Below are 21,597 nucleotides of genomic sequence, written 5' to 3' on the forward strand. Positions count from 1 at the left end.
GGCCCCGGGCGCCTTGGCGGGTGCCCGGCGCTTATCCTATGATTCCCCATGCCAGAGCGTGCGGGCCGCCGGACCGCGCCTGGCGCGGGAGCGGGCGTGGTCCAGGACACTCCATCGACGAAGCGCGAGCACGACATCGCCGAAGCCTTCGGCAGGCCGGACAAGGGATGGAGGCGGTCGCTGTATGCGGTGATGTTCGAAACCGGCACGGCCGCCGGCAAGCGATTCGACCAGTTGCTGTTCGTGGCCATCCTGGCCAGCCTGGCCGTGATCATGGCCGACAGCGTGGCCTTCCTGTCGCAGCGCCTGGGCGGGCTGTTCGGCCCCCTCGAATGGGCCTTCACCGTCCTGTTCACGATCGAGTACGTGCTGCGGCTGCTGTGCGTGCGGCGCCCCTTGCGCTATGCGACCAGCTTCTACGGCGTGGTGGACCTGCTGGCCTTCCTGCCCACCTACGCGGCGCTGCTGGCCCCCAACCTGGCTTTCCTGATCGGCATACGCGTGCTGCGCCTATTGCGCATCTTCCGGGTGTTCAAGCTGCGCCTCTTCACCGAGGAGTACCTGATGATGGGCCGGGCGCTGCGCGCCTCGTCCCGCAAGATCATGGTCTTCCTGTCGGTGGTGCTGCTGATCGTGCTGGTCATGGGTACGATCATGTACGTGGTGGAAGGTCCGCGGTACGGCTTCACCAGCATTCCCGTGGGCGTCTACTGGGCGATCTCCACCATCGCCACGGTGGGGTTCGGCGACATCACGCCGCATACGGCGCTGGGGCGGTTCATCGCCTCGGTCATGATGCTGCTGGGCTGGGGCATCCTGGCCGTGCCGACCGGTATCGTGACCATGGAGATGACGCTGGCCGAAAGCGCGCGGCGCCGGGCGGCGGCCCGTACCTGCCAGGCATGCCTGACGCCGGGCCTCGACCATGATGCGAACTATTGCAAGCACTGCGGCGCCGCGCTGGAGCCGGCGGGGCGCGAGCGCTGAGGCTCGGGCACCCCGGCGCTCATTTCGCGTCGGGCGCGATGCCGTAGTAGCCGTAGGTGTCGGTGTAGCGGTTGCGCTCGCGCCGGTTCAGCCACAGGCGCATCAGCCAGCGCTTGCGTTCGTCCTCTTCCCAGTCCAGGAATTCGGTGCGCGAGTGCAGCGTCATGTGATTGTTCAGCCACTGTATGTCGCCGGGCAGGAACTCCATGGACAGGCACAGTTCGGGTGATTCCGCGTAGTGATCGATCAGCTCCAGCAGCTTGCGGTGGCGCTCGGTCAGCGGCGGCGCGCCCTCGTAGCGCTGCGCCGATTCGATGAAGTTGCGCAGGTACATCATGGACAGCTTGCCGTTGGTCCAGCCGCAGATGGACGTGACCCAGTAGGGCTGGCCGGTGACCGGTTGCGCTCGCCCCGGTGGTCGAACCACAGTGGCTCGTACAGCAGCGGAATCATGTCGGGGTGGTCGCGCAGCAGCGCGTTGTAGATGCTGGTGGAACTGACCACCAGGCTGGCGCCGCCGGCCTTGGCGGTGCGCACGCACATCAGGCCGACGATGTCGGCGCCGTCCACGTGGAACGGGGCCGCGCGGTTGGTGTGGTAGAAGCGCGTGTTGGCATTGGTCTGCGGGTCGGCGCCGGCCGTGGTGTCGCGCACGTGGCCGAACAGCTCGCCGCGCGCGTTCTGCACCACCGCGTCGCCCAGGTATTGTCCCAACCCCCAGTAGGCGATGCTGCGCTCCTCCAGGCTCCAGTCTTCCACCGGCAGGCCGCGCCACATCTCGAAGCCGCGACCGTTCTCCAGTTCCTCGCCCAGCGCCGCCAGCCGGTCCGACAGGCCGGCCAGCGGGAAGTCCGCGCGCGAGATGGATTCCAGCGGCTTGCCCGTGGCCCGGGCGGCGGCGACCGCGCCGCGGATCTCGTCGACCTCGGCCGGCGACAGCGTGTAGATCCAGCTCTTGTCGGCCTCCATCTGGGGGCGGGTCCAGGCGCTGGGGCCGGTATAGGGCTGTTGCAGCATTTCCGTCATGGGTGGCTCCTGTGTGGGGTGGACGGAGGGCTCATCCGGCGATGGAGCCGGCGCGGGCGCGGCCCCTGAGGATGGGCCAGCCTATGGTGGCGAGGACGAAGAGGCCGGTGACCAGCTTGAGGTCGGACGGCATCAGTCCGAAGGACAGCACCAGCGAACTGAGCTGGTAGTACAGCAGCGAGCCGACCACCGGCGCGCACAGCTGGCGCAGCAGCGTGCGGCGGCCGATGATGGCCTCGCCGATGATGAGCGCGGCCAGGCCGTTGATCAGCATGCCGAAGCCCATGTTGACGTCGCCGTAGCCCTGGCTCTGGGCCAGCAGCGCGCCCGCCGCGGCGGTGATGGCGTTGGCCAGCCCCAGGCCGAACACGATGTAGCGCGTGGAGTCGACCGCGAGCGCCGGCGCGAGCTGGCTGTTGGCGCCGACGCCGCGCAGGGCCAGGCCGACGTCGGTGTGCAGGCCCCACCACAGCAGCAGCACCAGCACGACCAGCGCCGCCAGCAGCAGTCCGCCCTGCAGCGCCAGGCTTTGCATGATGGCCGGGTCTATCCAGTCGTACAGGTTCGGCAGCCCGAACAGGGGGGTGTTGGGCTTGCCCATGACACGCAGGTCGACGCTCCACAGCATGGTGATGGTCAGGATGCCGGCCAACAGCGAATGGACGCGGAATTTCAGGTGGATCAGCGCGGTGACGGCGCCGGCCAGGAAGCCCGCGCCGGCCGCCGCCAGGGTGCCGAGGAGCGGGTGCAGTCCCGCCGTGATCAACGCCGCGACCAGGCAGCCGCCCAGCGGAAAGGCGCCCTCGGCGGTCAGGTCGGGCACGTTCAGCAGCCGGAAGGGGATCATCACGCCCATGGCGACGAAGGCATACAGCAATCCCTGGACGGCCGTGATGGGGACGAGGTGATAGAAGGTGTTCAGGACTTCCACGTTCAGCTCCGTAGGGCGGCGGGCATGCGGGAGGACGCGTTCATGCGCTGGCCTGCAGCAGGATCTGGTCGTCGGCCTGGCCGAAACGCTGGACCAGGTCGTTGATGGTCAGGCGCGGCTTCTCGTCGCGGCCGATGTCCAGCTTGATGCGTCCGCACTCCATCATCAGCAGGCGGTCGCCATAGTCCAGCGCATGCGCCATGTTGTGCGTGATCATCAGGGTCGTCAGCCGCTGCTCGGCCACGATGCGGCGGGTCGCCTGCATGACGAGTTGCGCCGTGCGCGGATCGAGCGCGGCGGTGTGCTCGTCCAGCAACAGGATGCGCGGACGGTTCAGCGCCGCCATCAGCAGCGCGAGCACCTGCCGCTGGCCGCCCGAGAGCAGCCCGGCGGGCGCGCCCATGCGGTTTTCCAGGCCCAGGCCGAAGCGCGCGAGTTCGTCGCGGAAATGGGCCCGGTTGCGCGGATTGAGCGCCATGCGCAGTCCGCGCCGGCGGCCGCGCATGGCGGCGAAGGCCAGGTTCTCCTCGATGGACAGCGCGGGCGCCGTGCCGACCATGGGGTCCTGGAATACGCGCGAGACCCATTGCGCGCGCCGATGCACGGGCCAGGACGAGACATCGGTACCGTCGATGACGGTACGGCCGGCGCGCGGCCGCACCGCGCCGGCCAGCACGTTCAGCAAGGTGCTCTTGCCGGCGCCGTTGGTGCCCACCACGACACAGAAGCTGCCGTTCTCCAGGGCCAGGTCCAGTCGGTCGAGCGCGATGCGTTCATCCGGAGTGCCCGGATAGAACACGACGTCGACGGCTGCAAGCTCGATCATGAGGAACTCCGGCGCGTCAGTCGACGACGCAGTTGCAGTTCTTCAGCGACTCCGGCAGCGCGATGCCGAGGTCCTTCAGCCGGCGCCCGCTGATCTTGACCGCATGGTCTTCCACGGCAGGGACCGATACGGGAATGTCCGAAGGCTTCTTGCCGCGCAGGATGTCGGCGGCGATGCGGCCCACGCTGGTTCCCAGGCTGCTGTACTCGACCGTCATCGCGGCCAGGAAATGGTGCTGGGCCACGTTATCGACATTGGGGCTGTAGGTGGGCAGCTTGATGCGGTTGGTGACCGAGGCGATGGCGGCGGCGGCCGGAATCAGCATGCTCGAGGCCGGCACCATCAACGCGTCGGCGCGCCCTTGCAGCGACGAGACGCGGGTAGGTATGTCGTTGGCGTTGTCCACGCCCACCTTCACCAGGGTGAGGTCGTACTTGCCGACGACCTTCTCGAGCGCGTTCAGGAAGCCGAGATCGGCATCGTCGCCGGGGTTGTAGATGAAGCCCAGCCGCTTGACCCCGGGCGTGAGCTGCTTGATGAAACCGACCGACGCCTCCATGTTGGGCAGGTTGGAACCGCCGGTCATCAGCGTGTCGCCCCGGTCCCAGGATGGCACCAGCTTGGCGGCGACGGGGTTGGCGACGGCGCCGAACACGATGGGGAAGCTGCGGCTGGCGAGCACCTGCTTGGCGGTCTGGGTGAGCGGCGTGGTGATGGTCAGCATGAGGTCGGGCTTGCCCGCGGCTTCGCGGTTCAGCAACTGGGGGGCGAGCGAGCGGTCGAAGTTCACGTGGCCTTCGTCGTAGACCACCTTCAGTCCCTGCCTGGCCAGTTCCTTCTTGAAGCTCGACACCAGCGTGTCCAGCGTATGGTCGGGACCGAACTGCGCGATGGCGACCTTGTAGGTCTGCTGGGCGTGGGCGATCGATGCGGCACAGGCCAGCGACACGCAGGCGGCGAGTCGCGCGGCTTGGAGGATCAGGACAGGCTTCATGGCAGCTCCGGGGCAGGACGGGTGGAGGAGGGTGGGCGGGACAGGCCGAAGACGCGGTCCCGGCCGAGCATGGCGCCGGGATCGAAGGCGAGTTTGATGCGGCGCATGGCGTCGAGCTCCGCGGCCGGGTAGAGCGACTGGAAGACCCGGTTCTTTTCGAGCCCGATGCCGTGTTCGGCCGAGATCGAGCCGCCGCAGCGCATCACCTCGTGGTAGACCAGATGCTCGACGTGTTCGGCGGCAGGGCCTTCGCAGCCGACCAGCAGGTGCACGTTGCCGTCGCCCAGGTGGCCGTAGGTCAGGCGCCGCAGGGCGGGATCGATGGCGTCCAGGCCCGCGTAGATGCGCGGCAGGCAGGCCTGGAGCTCGCCGGTCGGAATGCTGACGTCGAAGGACAGGTAGGCGCCGAGGTGGCGTGCCGCTTCGCCGGATGCGTCGCGCATGCGCCAGAGCTCGGCCGCCTCGGACAAGGACTTGGCGACGACGACGTGGGGGGTGCCCAGGCTGTCGGACAAGGCTTCCAGCGCGTCCATGATGCGTGCCTCGTCGCGCGCCGGCTGGCGGTCGTAGCAGGAGAGTTCGAGCAGCACGACATAGCCGCAGGCACCGTCGAAGGGATCGCGGCCCACGCCCAGTCCCCGCGCGACGAAGTCCACGAAATCCCGCCACATGACTTCGAACGAGGTCAGCATGGGGCCGAAATCGGCGCGGCAGCCCGCCAGCGCGCGCAATACCTGGCCCAGGTCCTGGAGGCCGAGCGCCACGGTTCCTATGTCCGCAACGGCTCGTCCCCCCGACCATGGCGAAAGATCCGAGCTCCTTCGTGCCCTTCTACCAGCCGCCGCAGGCCGAGCCGGCCCGTTCCGGCAGCGTGTCGGATTTCGTGCTGAACGAGATCGCCCGCCGTATCGTCGATGGGGTCTACAAGCCGGGACAGCGCATCGTCGAGACCGACGTCACCCGGGACCTGGGCGTAAGCCGCAGTTCGGTCAGGGAGGCCTTCCGGCGCCTGGAGACCAATCGCTTCGTGCGCATCGAGCCCAATCGGGGCGCGACGGTGGCCACGCCCGGACGCGAGGACATCGTCGCCCAGTTCCGCATCCGCGAGGTCATCTCCGGCCTGGGCGCGCGTGCCGCGGCCGAGCACGCGGACGAACCGGGCAATCGCGAGATCGTCCTGGCGCTGCTGGACGACATCGAGACCCAGAGGCGCGCCGACGACCCGCGCAACCATCGCGCCGAGAACGGCCGCTTCCATCGGGCCATCAACAACATGTCGGGTATCCCGGACGTGGGCGAACTGCTGGACCAGTACAACTACCCGATCCTGCACACGATCTACTTCAGGGACCTGAGCCGCGAGAACTGGCTGCTGAACCTGTCGGACCACGTCGACATCGCCCGCGCGGTGCTGCACGGCGACCCGGTCGCGGCCGAGCATTTCGCCCGCCAGCACATGCGCCGGATGGTGGACATCGCGATCGAGATCGCGGAGCGGCTGTTGGAAGAAGCGCGCCAGCGCTGAACGGCGGCCTCAGGCGGCGACCGCGGGGGGCTCCAGGTCCGCCAGGAAGTGATCGCGCCACTGCTTGATGCTGTTGTCCTTGAGCAGTTGCATCATGTGTTCGTGGCGCTCGCGCCGCTCCTCCAGCGGCATGTCCAGGGCGCGGTCCAGGGCGCGGGCCATGGCGTCGATATCGTAGGGATTGACGATGATCGCGCCGTCGGCAAGTTCGTCGGCGGCACCCGCGAATTCGGACAGGACCAGCACGCCGGGATCCTCGGGCTCCTGGGCCGCCACGTATTCCTTGGCCACGAGGTTCATGCCGTCGCGCAGCGGCGTGACGAAGCCGACCTGCGAGGCACGGAAGAAGGACAGCAGCGCGGCGCGTTCGTAGGCGCGGTTCATGTAGCGGATGGGCGTCCACGACAGTTCCGTCCAGCGGCCGTTGATGTGGCCGGCCGTGCTTTCGAGCTGCCTGCGGATGTGGCGATAGCCCTCGACGTCCGAGCGCGAGGGCGGCGCGATCTGCAGGAAGCTGACCTGGCCGCGATAGGCGGGCCGGGACTCCAGCAGCCTTTCGAATGCGTTGAAGCGTTCGACCATGCCCTTGCTATAGTCCAGCCGGTCCACGCTGATGATGAGCTTGCGCTCCTGCAGCCCCTGCTTGAGCGTGGCGACCAGCTTGGAGCGGCTGCGCGCCTTGGATTTGCTCTGGATGTCGTCGGGCAGGATGCCGATGGGATAGTGGCCGACGCGCACCGGTCCTGACGGCGCGCGCAGCGTGTCGCCTTGCATGGGCAGCCCGAGACGCCTGTGTGCGTAATCCAGGAAGGCCTGCGCATCGCCGCGTGTCTGGAAGCCCACCAGGTCGTACTCGCACATGGCCTCGATCAGGTCGCGGTGGGGCGGGACGGTGCGCAGGATGCCCTCAGACGGAAAGGGCGTATGAAGGAAGAAGCCGATACGGTTGCGCATGCCCAGGCGCCGGCATGCGCGGGCGAAGGGTATCAGGTGATAGTCGTGTATCCAGAGCCGGTCGTCCTCGCCGACCAGTTCCCTGAGCATGCCGGCCAGCCGCTCGTTGACGGCCAGGTAGCCCTCGTATTCGCGGGCATCGTAGCGGCTGAGGTCGATGCGGTAATGGAAAGTCGGCCAGAGCGTGCCGTTGGCGAACCCGCGATAGTAGAGGTCGTACTCGCTACGCGACAGGGCGGTGGTCGCGCAGTCGATACGGCCGATGCGATGGAAGGAGACCTCCGCGTCGGCGCTGTCCTCGATCTTGCCGTTCCATCCGAACCAGAGCCCGTCCTGCCGCTTGAGGGCATCGAGCACGCCGACGGCCAGTCCGCCGGCGCTGCTCTTTCCTTCGGCCGCGGACGCTACACGATTGGAAACGATCACGAGTCTGCTCATGTCCTGGTCCTTTATTCGTGGCGCGAAGCATCGTCCGGCCCGCGCGTGGACAGGCCGTCCAGCCAGCGGGCCAGGGAAGGGGGATCGGGCAGCCGCCACGATGCCGACGTGTCGCCATCGCCGATCTTGATCGAGACGCCGCCCAGGCGCGCCACGACGGCGAACGCCGCCTCGTCGGTCAGGTCGTCTCCCGCCATGACGGGCAGCCGGGACGCGAAGGGAGCGACGGCCATGAATCGCTCGACGGCGCTTCCCTTGTCCGCGCCGCGCGGCTTGACCTCGGCGACCATCTTGCCGAACTGCAGCACGTAGTCCGGCGCGAAGGCCGAGGCGGCCTGCGCGACGTCCCGGCGGATCCGGGCTTCCTGGTGCGGCGCATGCCGGTAGTGGACGGCGAACGAAATGCCCTTGCCCTCCATGTGTACGCCCGCCAGCCCGGCGGCGATGTCAAGCAGGCGCGCCTGCAAGCGGGCCGCCCGCTCCCGGTCCACGGGCAGCTCCCATACCTGGCCGTCGGGGCCGCGCCACTGGATGCCGTGCAGGCCTGCGACCGGCAGGCGCAACGGATGCAGCAGGCGGTCGACCACCTCTATCGAGCGGCCCGACACCACGGCCAGCGCGCCGCCGGTGGCCAGCGCCAGGCGCCGCAGCAGGGCCAGGGTGGCGCCGGGAATCCGCGCCGCATCCGGGCTGGGGGCGATGGGGGCCAGCGTGCCGTCCAGGTCGAGGAACAAGGCGCATCGCGCCAGGTCCAGCGGGGGAGGTCTGCCTGCTTCCGATCCGGTCATCGTTCGTTGACGCGTCATCGGCGTATCGTTTTGACAACAGTCACAGATGGAATGGTAGGGAAGGGTGTCGCAGGGAGGGTGTTCATTTTGCGCGTTTTTGTTTCCATTTATCTCCCCGTGCCATGCGGCGCGGGGCCTGGCGGGGGCGGGCGGCGAACGCGCGGTTTTACGGTACGCTATCGGGCAAACGACAAGAGCGGAGCGAGACGAGGACATCATGCAGCTGGTGCATCTCCATGAACCCCGTGCGGAAGACGGCTCGTGGCGCCATGCCCGGGAACTCGCGTCCTTCGCGATGGCGGGAGTCATCGGCTGCCTGGGCCACGAGGATTTCGACACCGCCGCGCTGCGGCAGCTCAATGCGGCGATCGCGCTGTGCTGGTGGTCGACCTACAGCCTGCACAAGCACCGCCCGCCGGAGCTGCATGCCACCGGCAGCTTCCAGGCTCCCGACCACACCCGGGACGCGTTCCGGTTCTACCGGCAAGGCGTGTACCGTTACGACCAGACGTTCGAGGCGGCCAGGGAGCGGGTGCTGCACGGCGGCGCGGTGGTCACGCACTGGCACGCGGCCGAGCTGCCGAGCGAGCATCGCGACGGCATCTACACGCGCCATGCGCTGCGGGAGCGGGTGTCGCTGGTCACGGCCTGGGAAGAGGACGACCTGATCGCCATCAATCTCTACCGCCGCGACGAACAGCCCGCGTTCAGCGACGCGGAGCTGGACCTGATATGCGGCCTCGCGCCGCCGCTCATCGCCTGCATAGAAAGCCACCTGCGCAGCCGCCGGGCCGCGGCCCGCCCGCCGGCGTGCCAGCCGGCCCCGCTCGCGGCCCTGCCGCGCCGCGAGCGCGAGGTATGCGAGCGGCTGCTGCGCGGCTGGACGCACGAAGGCATCGGCGCCGATCTGGGCATTTCGGCGGGCACGGTCAAGACCTATCGCGACCGGGCATTCGAGCGGCTGGGCATCCACCATCGCAACGAACTGTTCGCGCTCGCGCTGGACGGCCTGGCGCCTCCGTCCCAGGCCTAGGGTTGTCCCGGTCCCCAACGCAGGGGACAGCCGCGTCCGCGTCTTCTCTTTAGGCTTCTTCCTGCCGTTCCTGCGCGAGCGGCCCATGACAGGAAGGAGACCGCTTGAAGACGCCTGCCATCAGGTGCCTGGAGGACATCCGGGCGATCGAGTCGCAGCCCTATGCTGCATTCATGCCGCACTACAGCGTCCACGAGGCGCTGGAACACGCCGCCGCGACGCATGCGCAACGGCGGGCGCTGACCTTCATCGAGTCGGCCGATCCCGCGGTGCCCGCCGGCAGCTGGACCTATGCCGAGCTGCTGGCGAGGGTAAGGCGGGCGGCCCGGGCCTTCCGGCGGCTGGCGGGCGACACCCAGCCGCGCGTGGCGTTCCTGCTGCCGGCCATCCCCGCCGCATACGTGACGCTCTGGGGCGCCGAAGCCGCGGGCATCGCCTGTCCGGTCAACTACCTGCTCGGCGAAGAACACATCGCCGATCTGCTGCAGCATGCCCGGGTGAACGTGCTGGTCGCGCTCGGGCCGCACCCTGAACTGGACATCTGGTCCAAGGTGGCGGGCGTCAGGCGCCGCTGTCCCGGCCTTGCGCACGTCGTGTCCGTGGGCAGGGCGCAAGGCGCGCCCGACCTCGACGAACTGCTGGCCGGCGAAGAGAGAGGCCCGCTGGACGAGAGCTATCGGCGCGGGCCCGACGACATCGCCGCGCTGTTTCATACCGGCGGGACCACCGGGCGGCCCAAGCTCGCGCGCCACACTCACCGCAACCAGCTTCATGCGGCGTGGGGGGCGGCCTGCATGTATGGCGCCAGCGAAGCCGACGTGACGCTGAACGGTTTCCCTCTGTTCCATGTGGCCGGTTCCCTGGTCTACGGGCTCTCGAGCTTGCTGGCGGGCGGCGAGGTGGTCTTGCCCACGCTGCTGGGCATGCGCAACACGGCCTTCGTGCGGCGCTATTGGCAGTTCGTCCAGCGCGAGCGGGCGACGCTGCTGGCCGCCGTGCCCACGGTCATGGCCAGCCTGCTGGACGTACCCATTGGCGAGGCGGACCTGTCGCGCGTGCGCTGCCTGTTGACGGGCGGCTCGCCGCTGCCCACCGAGCTGGCCGATGCCTTCGAGCAGCGCACGGGGGTGGGCGTCCGCAACATCCTGGGCATGACCGAGTGCGCGGGCGTCATCGCCATCGAGCCGGTCGGCATGCCGCGCACCGCCGGAGCCGTGGGGCTGCCGCTGCCCTTCACGGAGGTCGGCATCGATCCCGACGGCGCGTCGCCGGACGGACGCGAAGGCATCCTGCGGGTCAGGGGGCCCAACGTCGGGCCGGGCTACACCGACGCCCGCAACGACGCCGGAGTCTTCGGCGAGGACGGCTGGCTGGTGACCGGCGACGTGGGACACATCGACGAGGCGGGCAGGGTCTTCGTGACCGGCCGGGCCAAGGACCTGATCATCCGCAGCAGCCACAATATCGATCCGGTGGTGATCGAGGATGCGCTGCTCGGGCATCCCGAGGTGCAGATGGCCGCCGCCGTGGGCGCGCCCGACGAATATGCGGGAGAGATACCCGTGGCCTACGTGGCGCTGCGCCAGGGCTCCCGGCTGACCGCCGCCGATCTCGCTGATTTCGTGCGCGACCGCATTCCCGAGCGGCCCGCGGTGCCCAAGGCCATCTTCGTCGTGGATGCGCTGCCGATGACCGCGATCGGCAAGCTCTACAAGCCCGAGTTGCGGGCGCGGGCCGTGCGCTGGACGTTGCAGGAGCGCCTGGCGCGCGGCGGATTGGCGGCGCGCGTGACGGTGGACGTCAGCGCCCAGGCCAAGGGATGCGTGGCGCATTTCCGCGCGGACGGCGACGATGCGGCGCGCGTGCGTGCGCTGATGGCGCCGTTCGCCCTGGCCTATCGGATCGACGGCCCCGGGGCCGGGGAAGAGGGCGCATGAGCGTGCATGTCGAATACGAGAAGCGGGGGCCCGTTGCTCTGGTCCGCCTGGACCGGCCGGCCGCCCGCAACGCGTTGACGCCACGGATGCTGTGCGAGCTGGCCGATGCGTTCGTCGACGTGGCGCGGGACGACGCGATACGGGTGGCGGTACTGGCTGCAACCGGCGACGCGGCGTTCTGCGCGGGGGGAGACCTGGGTACGACCCTGCCGTTGCTGACCGGCGCGCGGCAGCCGGAGAATCCCTACGACCGCCGCCTGCTGGAAGATCCGACAGTGATGGCGGCCTCGTCGCTGCGCGGATTTCCGTTGCACAAACCGGTGGTGGCCGCCATCAACGGCGCATGCCTGGCAGCGGGCATGGAGTTGATGCTGGGGACCGACATACGCCTGGCCGCCGAACATGCGACCTTCGGCTTGCCGGAGGTGCGGCGCGGCCTCATCCCCTTTGCCGGGTCCATGGCCCGACTGCCCAGGCAGATCCCGCAGGCGGTCGCGATGCATATGCTGCTGACAGGCGAACCGCTGACGGCGACGCAGGCACTGCAATGGGGTTTGATCAACCGGATCGTGCCGCTGGCCGACTTGCCGGATGCCGCGATGGAGGTGGCCGAAGGAGTCGCCCGCAACGGGCCGCTGGCGGTCCAGGCCGTCAAGCGGACGGTGATCGAGGCCAGCGGCGTGCCGCTGGAGCTGGCCTATCGCCTGGAGGATCACGCGCGCGAGCGGGTCCTGGCCAGCGAGGACGCGCGCGAAGGCCCGCGGGCGTTCATGGAGAAACGCAGTCCGGTCTATACGGGAAGATGAAATGAATCAGGATGCAGCCATCAGGCTGGACGGCAAGGTCGCCATCGTGACCGGCAGCGGCCGCGGACTGGGCCTGGCGTTCGCGCGGGCGCTCGCGGATGCGGGCGCGGCGGTCGTGGTCAACGATGTGGATGCCGACGCGGCGGCCGAGGCCGTCGCGTCTATCCGCGGCCAGGGGGGCCAGGCCGTGGCCGAGGTGGTGCCCGTGGGCCAGGCCGAGGCGGCCGAGCGGCTCGTGGCCCGGGCGGTGGAAAGCTTCGGCCGCCTGGACGTGATGTGCGCCAACGCCGGCAACCTGCGCGATCGCATGATGTGGAATCTGAGCGACGAGGATTTCGATTCCGTCATCGCGACCCATCTGCGGGGCACCTTCACCTGTGCCCGCGCGGCCGTGAGACGCATGCGCGCGCAGGAAAGCCCGGGGCGGCTCATCCTGGTGGCTTCGCCGGCGGGGCAGCGCGGCAATCCTGGCCAGACCGCATACGCCGCGGCCAAGGCCGGCATCGCGTCGTTCGCACGGACGTGGTCGATGGAGTGCGCGAAGTCGGACATCACGGTCAACGCCATCGTGCCGGTCGCGCTGACCCGCATGGTCGCCACGATGCCCGCGTTCGCACCGATTGCCGAATCGATCTCGCGCGGCGAGCCGTTGCCCGACACGCTGCGCCAGGGCGCCGGGCTGGGGATGCCCGAGGACGTGGCACCGCTGGTGGTGTTCCTCGCCTCGGACCAGGCCGCTGGAATCAGCGGCCAGTGCATAGGATTGGGGGGAGACAAGCTCAGCCTGTGGTCCCACCCGCAGGAAATACACAGCGCCTTCCGCAGCGGCGGCTGGAGTGCCGAGGCGATCGCGCGGGCGTGGCCGGCCACGCTGGGAAACCGGCTGGAAAGCGTGGGGCTGCCCCCCTTTCCTTGAGGGCGGCCGGACCAGGAACGACAACCATGGAGACATCATGAAAACCGTCAAGCCATTCCGTCTGTTGCCGATCGCCTGGGCGGCGGCCTGCGTCGCGGCCGCCGCGCCGGCCACCGCCACCGATGCCTATCCTTCGCGTCCGATACGGCTGGCCGTGGGATTCGCGCCGGGCACCGGGCCCGATATCCTGGCGCGCACGCTGGGCCAGAAGCTGGGCGAGTTGATGGGGCAACCGGTGGTGGTCGAGAACCGCGCCGGCGCGGGCGGGCAGATCGCGGCCCAGTTCGTCGCCAAGGCTCCGCCGGACGGCTATACCGTGCTGATCGCCGACGTCAGCGCCATCAGTATCGCGCCGGCGGCGTTCTCCAAGCTCGGCTACGATCCCGTCCGCGAACTGGCTCCGGTGTCGGAAGTGGTCAAGACCGATTTCATCCTGGTCGTGCCCAACACGTCCGCCGCGCGTTCGGTGGAAGACTTCGTCAAGTTCGGCCAGAGCCGTGACAAGGTCAACTTCGGTACTTTCGGCGCCGGAACCCCCGGCCATTTCGGCGCCGAGATGTTCGCGGAGCTGGGCCGGTTCCGCATCGAACCCATCCACTACCGCGCCACGGGCGACGCCGTATCGGCGGTCGTGAGCGGCGACGTCAACGGCGTGTTCATGTCCACGGCGCTGGCCACGGCCCAGGTCAAGGGAGGCAAGATGCGGGCCCTGGCGACCACCGCGCCCCGGCGTTCGCCCTTGCTGCCGGAAGTGCCGACATTCATCGAGGCCGGATATCCCAAGGCCGATTTCTCGGCCTGGTTCGCCCTGTTCGTGCCGGCGGGCACGCCCGAGCCGGTCATCGCCACGCTCAATGCCAAGGCAGTGGCCGCGGTGCAATCGCCCGAGGCGCGCCAGAGGCTGGAAGAGGCCGGCTTCAGCATTTCCGGCACGAGCGCGCAGGAGACGCGCCGGATGATCGAGGCCGAGACCGAACGATGGAAGAAGATCGTCGCGGCCACGGGGTTCAAGGGCGACTGAGACGGCGAACTTCACCCTTCCTGCATCAGCGAGCGCCGGTTGCGATTGCGCATCTCGCTGGCCACCTCTCGCATGACGTCGATGAAGAGCCGCGCCCCTTCGGGCAGTTCGCCCGTGCCGAGAGTGGTCAGGCCAACCGCCGCCGACGTGGGGCTGGTGTCCACGGGCAGGGTGCGGGCCAGGCCGTCGTCCAGGTCGAGTTCGATCACGCCGTAGGGTACGAACCAGATCGCATCGCCGGTCCGCATCAGGCTGCGCGCCATGGTCGAGGACAATGTCTCCACCAGTTGCTGAGGCATGCCTATGCCGCTCGATTGGAGGAAGGTCTCGGCCGCGGGCCGGATGTAGGTCCCCTTCATGGGCAGCACCATGGGATAGGCCCGGACGTCGGCCGGCTGCAGCGCGGGGGCGTCCAGCAGCGGGTGGCCGGGACGCACCGCCATGACCAGCGGCTCCATGTACAGATGCTCGAAGGAAATGCCCACCATCTCCGATGGATGGCTGATGCGGCCGATCACCAGGTCCAGCTCCCGCAGCTTCAGGCGCACCAGCAGGTCCGCGTTGGTACCGCCGTGCGCGGTGACCACGAGATGGGAATAGCGCGCCTGCATCTGGCGGATCGCGTTCGGCACCAGGGTGGCGGCGGCGGTGGGCAGGATGCCTATGCGCACGTGCTCGGGCGCCTTTTCGCCCGTCCCTAGCAACTCGAAGCCATCGCGCAGCGCGCCGATGGCCTGCGCGGCATGGCGCAGCAGGATGTGGCCGGCCGGCGTCAGCTCCAGCCCTTTGCGATGTCGTAGCGCCAGCGTCTCGCCGGTGATCGCCTCCAGCTCGGCCAGGCTCTTGGAGACCGCCGAGGGCGTCTGGGCCAGGGCGTCGGCGGCCTTCAGGACACTGCGGTGGCTGGCCAGGGCGACCAGGCATTGCAAGTGGCGCAGGCGCAGGCGTGGGTCGAGGGTGCGCAGCATGATTTCCTTTTGCTCAATCAATTTCCAAAAAGATCAACCAATATTAGCTCCTGCGCTTCTATGATGGCGCCGACAGGCCGGTGCCCCGGAGGGGGCATCCGCATAATCAGGAGGAGTGGGAAATGTCGAAATCCATGGTTCGCGCGCTGGGACTGGCGCTTGCATTGTCGGCCTCGGCGGGCGCGGCGGCGCAGGGCAGCTATCCGGACCAGCCCGTCAGGTTCGTCGTGAACTTCACCGCCGGAGGGCCCCTGGACATCATGGCGCGCATGATGGGCGAGCGGCTCAACGCGATCTTCAAGCAGCCCTTCGTGGTCGAGAACAAGACCGGCAGCGGCGGCAACATAGGCGCCGCCGCGGTGGCCAATGCCGCGCCCGACGGCTACACGGTGCTGATCGGCCTGGATTCGACCTTCACCGTCAATCCCAGCCTGTATTCCTCGCTGGGCTTCAGGCTGGATCAGCTCAAGCCGGTGATGCGCCTGGCATCCTCGGGGATGCTGATCGCCGCCCACCCGTCCGCCAAGGCCGACACGCTGAAGGGCCTGGTCGAGCGTGGCCACAAGGATCCGGTCACGTTCAGCTCGGCGGGCAACGGTTCGCCCGGCCACCTGAGCCTGAGCATGCTGCAGCAGGCCACCGGCATGAAGATCAACCATATCCCGTATCGCGGCAACGCGCCGGCCGTGCTGGCGCTGGTGTCGGGCGAGGTTCAGGCCGCCGCGCTGGCCACGCCTGGCCTCTTGCAGCACGTCAACGCCGGTACCCTGAAGGCATTGGCCGTGACCGGCAGCCAGCGTTCGCCGCTCCTGCCGTCGGTGCCGACCACGGCCGAACTGGACTACCCCGAGGTTCGCCAGGATGTGTTGTATCTTGCGATGGTGCCGGCGCAGACGCCGGACGCCGTCGTCCAGACCCTGCGCAAGGCGATGGAGCAGGTGTTGGCGCAACCCGACGTGCAGCAGCGCCTGCGCGCGATGGACTTCACGCTGGGGACCCTGGACGGCGAGGCCGCCGCCAAGGAACTGGAGGGCGTGCGGGAACGCTATGCGAAGATCATCAAGTCGGCCGGCATGAAGGTCGACTGACAACGGAACCGGTACAGTTCGCATGACCAATTTCATCTTCATCCTGGCCGACGATCTCGGCTACGCCGACCTGGGCTGCTATGGCGGACGCAAGCCCGTGTCGCCCAACCTGGACCGCATGGCCGCGCGCGGGATCCGCTTCACGCAGGGCTATTCCAATTCGCCCGTGTGCTCGCCCACGCGCTTCGGCCTGATCACCGGCCGCTACCAGTACCGCCTGCGCGGCGCGGCCGAGGAGCCCATGACCGGCAGGTTCCGGGGCAGCACGGAGATCGGCCTGCCGCCGGCGCATCCCACCCTGCCGTCGCTGCTGCGCGAGCGGGGATACCGCACCGCCCTGATCGGCAAGTGGCACCTGGGCTATCCGCCGCATTTCGGTCCGCAGAAGAGCGGATACGAATACCACATCGGCCCCCTGTCGGGCGGCGTGAGCTATTTCAGCCACGTGGATCGCATGGGCAAGCACGACCTCGTGCGCGACGGCGAACCCGTCAACTACGACGGCCACTACCTGACGGATCTCTTGACCGACGAAGCCGAGAGCTATCTGCGCGCGCGCGCGGGCGATCGCCAGCCGTTCCTGCTGAGCCTGCACTACACCGCGCCGCACTGGCCGTGGGAGGCGCGCGAGCAGGGGCGTTCCAATCCGGAGACCGATCAGGACATCCGCCACCTGGACGGCGGTTCCATCCACGTCTACGGCGAGATGATCAAGGCGCTGGACGAGGGCTGCGGACGCGTGCTGAAGGCGCTGGACGACCTGGGCCTGGCCGACGACACGGTGGTCATCTTCACCAGCGACAACGGCGGCGAGCGTTTCTCGGACACCTGGCCGCTGGTGGGAGGCAAGATGGACCTGACCGAAGGGGGCATCCGCGTTCCCTACATCGTGCAGTGGGGCGACCGGATCGCGTCCGGCTCGGTATCGGCGCAGCACTGCATGACGATGGACTGGACCGCGACCATGCTGGACATCGCCGGCGTGCCCGCCCATCCCGATTATCCGTTCGACGGCGTGTCCATGTTGCCGGTGCTGCGGGACCCGACGCACGAGTTTCCGCGCGAGCTGTTCTGGCGCATGAATTATCGCAGCCAGCGCGCCTTGCGCGATGGGCCGTGGAAGTACCTGGCCATCGAGGGCAACGAGTATCTGTTCGACCTGTCGGTGGACGAGCGCGAGCGGGCCAACCTGGCGCGCCGCCAGCCCGAGCGCCTGGCGCGGATGCGTGGCCGCTGCGACGAGTGGGATGCCGTGTTCGGCGCGATTCCCGCCGATGCCCGCAGCGAGCTGGTCTATACGGACAAGGACATGCCCAGCCGGTGACGCCGGCACGCCGGCCGGGAACCGGAGACGGCGGCTCCCGGTCGAAGCAGCATGCGGCCCGGGAGCGGCGCCCGCATGCAGGCAGGCGTACATGGCCAAATGGTCATGGACGTGTCACCGTCCCGCGGATAGAATCGCGCCGTTCATCAACTGTGGAGACCCTGACGTGGGTACTTGTTCGAGTGGCAGTAGTCGGCCGGTCCTGGTGATCGGCGAACTCTCGGCGAGATAGCGCGCGGGTTTCCTTCGCCGCCGTCTCGCCGCAAGGCGGGAGGCGGCTCCGGCCGCGGCGTTCGCGCGCGGCCATCCCCTTCCTGATACTGTCTGCCGCCAGGCGCGGCGGCTCCGTCACGCCCGTGTCGTGTCTCCACCTCGATTCCCGAGGAGGAACCGTGCGCATCGACCATTTTCCATTCCATGGCCACCGCGCCGCCGGCCCGCCCCCCTGGAGGCTGGCGTTGGCTCTTGCCGCCTGCTGCGCGAGCGGCCCCGCCCAGGCGGCGCGCCCCATGATCACCGACGACGCCCGCATCGTCGACGCCAAGGCGTGCCAGGTGGAAAGCTGGATCCGTCGCGGTGGCGACGGCAACGAATACTGGGCGATGCCCGCCTGCAATCCTACCGGCAACCTGGAACTGACGCTGGGCGGCGCCCGCGGACCGGTGGACGGGCACGTGCGCACGACGGACGTGCAGTTCCAGGTCAAGACGCTGCTCAAGCCCCTGGAGACGGACAGCTGGGGCCTGGGCGTGGCGGCCGGGACGGTCCGCCATCCCCATGCGGCGGGGACGTCGCGCGATTGGTATGCCTACGTGCCGGCCAGCGTTTCCTTTGCCGCCGACCGGCTGGTCGTGCACGGCAACCTGGGATGGATGGACGCCGCCGATACGGGCAGCCGCCACGCGACCTGGGGCCTGGGGTTCGAGGCCCGCCTGGCCCAACGTACCTGGCTGATTGCCGAAACCTTCGGGCACGACCGGCGCCGGCCGTCCTACCAGTTCGGCCTGCGCCACTGGCTGGTGCCGGACCGCGTGCAGATCGACGTGACATACGGCAACCGCATGGGCATGGGCAGGGAAGAACGATGGATCTCCCTGGGCCTGCGCCTGTTGTCGCCGGCCTTCCTGCCCTGACGGACTTTTCATCGACACACGAGAACCATGCCCGACCCAGAACATCCTACGCCTGCCTGACCGCGCGACGCAGCGTGAAGCAGGCAGGCCGAACCGGAGAAGAAAAATGAACTTCATGCTGCTCAAGGCCTTTTTCGCGGGTTTTCTTCGCACCCGCCACATTTCCCGCCACTTCCGCCGGCTGGCGCTGCTGGACACGCTGGCCCGCACCGGCGTCAGCCGCGAGCTGCCGCCGGGCCTGACGAAAATCCTGGTTGCCGCGGCCAAGGCCGACGCCGGCGAACTGCTGAAGCACCTGGACAGTCACGAGGACGGCTTGTCGGAGAGCCAGGCCGCGGCCATACGCGAGCGCGTGGGCCCGAACGAGGTCGAACACGAGAAGCCGCTGCCCTGGTGGAGGCATCTGTGGCATTGCTACAGAAATCCGTTCAACCTCCTGTTGACCCTGCTGGCGGCGATCTCCTATCTGACCGAGGACACCAAGGCCGCGCTCGTCATCGGCACGATGATCGTGCTGTCGACGCTGCTGCGCTTCTGGCAGGAAGGCAAGTCCAACCGCGCCGCCGATGCGCTCAAGGCCATGGTCGGCAATACCGCCACGGTGGTGCGGCGCGACGCTACCGAGGACGCCGCACGGCTTTTCGAGCAGTACTACGGCGTCCACCTGCGTGCCCGCGCGGCCCGGCGGGTGGAACTGCCGATCCGGCTGCTGGTGCCGGGCGACGTGATCGCGTTGGCGGCGGGCGACATGATTCCGGCCGATTGCCGCATCCTGTCGGCCAAGGACCTGTTCGTATCGCAGGCGGCGATGACGGGCGAGGCCATGCCGGTCGAGAAGTTCGCGCTGCATCGCGACGCCGGAACGGTGAACCCGCTGGAGCTGGAGAACATCCTGTTCATGGGGACCAACGTGGTCTCGGGCGCGGCCACGGCGGTAGTGGTGGGCACCGGCAACCAGACCTATTTCGGCATGCTGGCCGGCCGCGTCACCGCCGTCGACCGGGGCCAAACTTCGTTCCAGGCCGGCGTCAACAAGGTGAGCTGGCTGCTGATCCGCTTCATGTTCGTGATGGCGCCGCTGGTGCTGCTGATCAACGGCTTCACCAAGGGCGACTGGATGGAGGCGCTGCTGTTCGCGCTGTCCATCGCGGTCGGCCTGACGCCCGAGATGCTGCCGATGATCGTGACTTCCACGCTGGCCAAGGGCGCGGTGTTCCTGTCGCGCAAGAAGGTCATCGTCAAGCGGCTCGATGCCATCCAGAACTTCGGCGCGATGGACGTGCTGTGCACCGACAAGACCGGGACGCTGACGCAGGACCGCATTTTCCTGGCCCGGCACGTCGATGCCTGGGGCGAGGATTCCGATGCCGTACTGGAGCTGGCCTACCTGAACAGCTACTACCAGACGGGGCTGAAGAACCTGCTGGACGTGGCCGTGCTGGAACACGCCGAGATGCAGCGCGAACTGGAACCCGCCGCGAATTTCCGCAAGGTGGATGAGATTCCGTTCGACTTCGAGCGGCGCCGGATGTCGGTGGTGGTGGCCGAGCATGACGACCATCACCTGATCATCACCAAGGGCGCGGTCGAGGAAATCCTGTCGGTCTGCACCCGGGTGCGCCACGGCGAGGGCACCGAGGCTCTGACGCCCGCCGTGCTGGCGGACATCCGCAGGGTGACGGCCGGGTTCAACGGGGAAGGGCTGCGGGTGGTCGCGGTGGCGGCCCGGGAACAGCCGCCGGCGCAGGAAACCTTCGGCGTGGCCGACGAGCGGGACCTGACCCTGATCGGCTACGTGGCGTTCCTGGATCCGCCCAAGGAGTCCACCGCGCCGGCGTTGGAGGCGCTGGCGCGGCACGGCGTGGCGGTCAAGGTGCTGACCGGCGACAACGAACTGGTCACGGCCAAGATCTGCCGCGAGGTGGGGCTGGCGCAGCAGGGCATGCTGTTGGGCGGCGACATCGAAGGCATGGGCGATCGCGAGCTGGCGCAGGCCGTCGAGCGCTACAACGTTTTCGCCCGCCTGACCCCCGCGCACAAGGAGCGCATCGTGCGTCTGCTCAAGGCCAACGGCCACGTGGTGGGATTCCTGGGCGACGGCATCAACGACGCACCGGCGCTGCGCGCCGCGGACATTGGCATCTCGGTGGACACGGCGGTGGACATCGCCAAGGAAGCCGCCGACATCATTCTGCTCGAAAAGAGCCTGATGGTGCTGGAGGAGGGCGTGCAGGAAGGGCGCCGCACCTTCGCCAACATGCTGAAGTACATCAAGATGACGGCCAGCTCGAATTTCGGCAACGTGTTCTCGGTGCTGGTGGCCTCGGCCTTCATCCCGTTCCTGCCCATGCTGCCCATGCACCTGCTGGTGCAGAACCTGCTGTACGACATCTCGCAGATCGCCATCCCGTTCGACAACGTGGACGACGAACTGCTGCAGAAGCCGCAGCGCTGGCAGCCCGGGGATATCGGTCGTTTCATGGTGTTCTTCGGGCCGATCAGCTCGGTGTTCGACATCACGACCTACGCGATGATGTGGTTCGTGTTCGGCGCCAACTCGCCCGCGCACCAGACGCTGTTCCAGTCGGGCTGGTTCGTGGTGGGGCTGCTGACCCAGACCCTGATCGTGCACATGATCCGCACGCCCAGGATCCCCTTCATCCAGAGCCGCGCCGCCGTGCCGCTGATGGCGATGACGGCCGCCATCATGGCGATCGGCATCTTCCTGCCCATGGGGCCGCTGGCGCACTACTTCAAGCTGCAGGCGCTGCCGCCGCTGTACTTCGCCTTCCTGCCGGCGATCTTGCTGGCCTACATGGGACTGACCCAGGCCATGAAGGGCATCTACGTGCGTCGCTACGGCTGGCAGTAACCCCCGCCAGCCTGTTTTGGGGGGCTGCCG

The 21,597-nt window shown here is 68.4% G+C and carries 18 protein-coding genes and 1 pseudogene; 11 read left to right on the forward strand and 8 right to left on the reverse strand.

The window, feature by feature from the left end; translation table 11 throughout:
- The first annotated feature begins 48 nt into the window (after positions 1–48).
- Entirely contained in the window at positions 49–987 is a 939-nt protein-coding gene (locus tag ABD104_RS01665; RefSeq protein WP_087840064.1) for an ion transporter, read from the forward strand.
- A gap of 19 nt (positions 988–1,006) precedes the next feature.
- Here ABD104_RS01665 and ABD104_RS01675 read toward each other — a convergent pair.
- The 5 genes and pseudogenes from ABD104_RS01675 to ABD104_RS01695 form a co-directional block, all read right to left on the reverse strand.
- A pseudogene (locus ABD104_RS01675) lies at positions 1,007–2,013 on the reverse strand (TauD/TfdA family dioxygenase).
- Positions 2,014–2,044: 31 nt separating this feature from the next.
- Positions 2,045–2,944, reverse strand: coding sequence for an ABC transporter permease (locus tag ABD104_RS01680; RefSeq protein ID WP_087840066.1), 900 nt, complete (start codon positions 2,942–2,944; stop codon positions 2,045–2,047).
- 40 nt (positions 2,945–2,984) lie between these two features.
- Entirely contained in the window at positions 2,985–3,770 is a 786-nt protein-coding gene (locus ABD104_RS01685) for an ABC transporter ATP-binding protein (RefSeq protein ID WP_087840067.1), read from the reverse strand.
- A 16-nt stretch (positions 3,771–3,786) separates the two neighbouring features.
- Positions 3,787–4,764: an ABC transporter substrate-binding protein gene (locus tag ABD104_RS01690; protein WP_132978828.1), complete on the reverse strand. Its 978-nt coding sequence runs from the start codon at positions 4,762–4,764 to the stop codon at positions 3,787–3,789.
- The gene (locus ABD104_RS01695) at positions 4,761–5,528 is read right to left on the reverse strand and encodes an FAD-linked oxidase C-terminal domain-containing protein (RefSeq protein WP_165962986.1); all 768 of its coding nucleotides are present in this window, start codon (positions 5,526–5,528) and stop codon (positions 4,761–4,763) included. The genes ABD104_RS01690 and ABD104_RS01695 overlap by 4 nt, the downstream gene beginning before the upstream one ends.
- 35 nt (positions 5,529–5,563) lie before the next feature.
- On the opposite strand from ABD104_RS01695, the gene ABD104_RS01700 reads away from it, so the two are divergent.
- Positions 5,564–6,289: a GntR family transcriptional regulator gene (locus ABD104_RS01700; protein WP_087840070.1), complete on the forward strand. Its 726-nt coding sequence runs from the start codon at positions 5,564–5,566 to the stop codon at positions 6,287–6,289.
- 9 nt (positions 6,290–6,298) lie between these two features.
- Here the strand turns inward: ABD104_RS01700 and otsA are convergent, their stop codons facing one another.
- Both otsA and otsB read right to left on the reverse strand, forming a co-directional pair.
- The gene (gene otsA / locus ABD104_RS01705) at positions 6,299–7,681 is read right to left on the reverse strand and encodes an alpha,alpha-trehalose-phosphate synthase (UDP-forming) (protein ID WP_087840071.1); all 1,383 of its coding nucleotides are present in this window, start codon (positions 7,679–7,681) and stop codon (positions 6,299–6,301) included.
- 11 nt (positions 7,682–7,692) lie between these two features.
- On the reverse strand, positions 7,693–8,487 hold the full coding sequence (otsB, locus tag ABD104_RS01710) for a trehalose-phosphatase (RefSeq protein ID WP_165962987.1): 795 nt from the start codon (positions 8,485–8,487) through the stop codon (positions 7,693–7,695).
- 199 nt (positions 8,488–8,686) lie between these two features.
- On the opposite strand from otsB, the gene ABD104_RS01715 reads away from it, so the two are divergent.
- From ABD104_RS01715 to ABD104_RS01735, 5 genes are all read left to right on the forward strand, one after another.
- Complete coding sequence (locus ABD104_RS01715; RefSeq protein WP_132978831.1) at positions 8,687–9,502, forward strand: helix-turn-helix transcriptional regulator; 816 nt, start codon at positions 8,687–8,689, stop codon at positions 9,500–9,502.
- Between the two features lie 104 nt (positions 9,503–9,606).
- A complete protein-coding gene (locus ABD104_RS01720) occupies positions 9,607–11,439 on the forward strand; it encodes an AMP-binding protein (RefSeq protein WP_132978832.1) in 1,833 nt (610 codons plus the stop codon).
- Positions 11,436–12,245, forward strand: a complete 810-nt coding sequence (locus ABD104_RS01725; RefSeq protein WP_087840075.1) for an enoyl-CoA hydratase-related protein — start codon at positions 11,436–11,438, stop codon at positions 12,243–12,245. Before ABD104_RS01720 ends, ABD104_RS01725 begins: the two co-directional genes overlap by 4 nt.
- Before the next feature lies 1 nt (position 12,246).
- A complete protein-coding gene (locus ABD104_RS01730) occupies positions 12,247–13,161 on the forward strand; it encodes an SDR family NAD(P)-dependent oxidoreductase (RefSeq protein ID WP_087840076.1) in 915 nt (304 codons plus the stop codon).
- A 37-nt stretch (positions 13,162–13,198) separates the two neighbouring features.
- Positions 13,199–14,182, forward strand: a complete 984-nt coding sequence (locus tag ABD104_RS01735) for a Bug family tripartite tricarboxylate transporter substrate binding protein (RefSeq protein ID WP_132978833.1) — start codon at positions 13,199–13,201, stop codon at positions 14,180–14,182.
- Between the two features lie 11 nt (positions 14,183–14,193).
- On the opposite strand, the gene ABD104_RS01740 is transcribed toward ABD104_RS01735, so the two are convergent.
- Positions 14,194–15,150 (reverse strand): LysR substrate-binding domain-containing protein, encoded by a 957-nt coding sequence (locus ABD104_RS01740; protein ID WP_087840078.1) that lies wholly within the window; start codon positions 15,148–15,150, stop codon positions 14,194–14,196.
- A gap of 122 nt (positions 15,151–15,272) precedes the next feature.
- On the opposite strand from ABD104_RS01740, the gene ABD104_RS01745 reads away from it, so the two are divergent.
- The 4 genes from ABD104_RS01745 to mgtA all read left to right on the forward strand — a co-directional run bounded on the left by ABD104_RS01745 (position 15,273) and on the right by mgtA (position 21,567).
- On the forward strand, positions 15,273–16,238 hold the full coding sequence (locus tag ABD104_RS01745; protein WP_343927048.1) for a Bug family tripartite tricarboxylate transporter substrate binding protein: 966 nt from the start codon (positions 15,273–15,275) through the stop codon (positions 16,236–16,238).
- 22 nt (positions 16,239–16,260) lie between these two features.
- Complete coding sequence (locus tag ABD104_RS01750) at positions 16,261–17,562, forward strand: sulfatase family protein (RefSeq protein ID WP_087840080.1); 1,302 nt, start codon at positions 16,261–16,263, stop codon at positions 17,560–17,562.
- A gap of 398 nt (positions 17,563–17,960) precedes the next feature.
- Positions 17,961–18,695 (forward strand): hypothetical protein, encoded by a 735-nt coding sequence (locus ABD104_RS01755; RefSeq protein WP_371695238.1) that lies wholly within the window; start codon positions 17,961–17,963, stop codon positions 18,693–18,695.
- Positions 18,696–18,801: 106 nt separating this feature from the next.
- On the forward strand, positions 18,802–21,567 hold the full coding sequence (mgtA, locus tag ABD104_RS01760) for a magnesium-translocating P-type ATPase (RefSeq protein ID WP_343927049.1): 2,766 nt from the start codon (positions 18,802–18,804) through the stop codon (positions 21,565–21,567).
- Positions 21,568–21,597 lie beyond the last annotated feature (30 nt).

This window comes from Pigmentiphaga daeguensis (genome assembly GCF_039523035.1).
In the GTDB taxonomy this organism is placed as follows: Bacteria; Pseudomonadota; Gammaproteobacteria; order Burkholderiales; family Burkholderiaceae_B; genus Pigmentiphaga; species Pigmentiphaga daeguensis.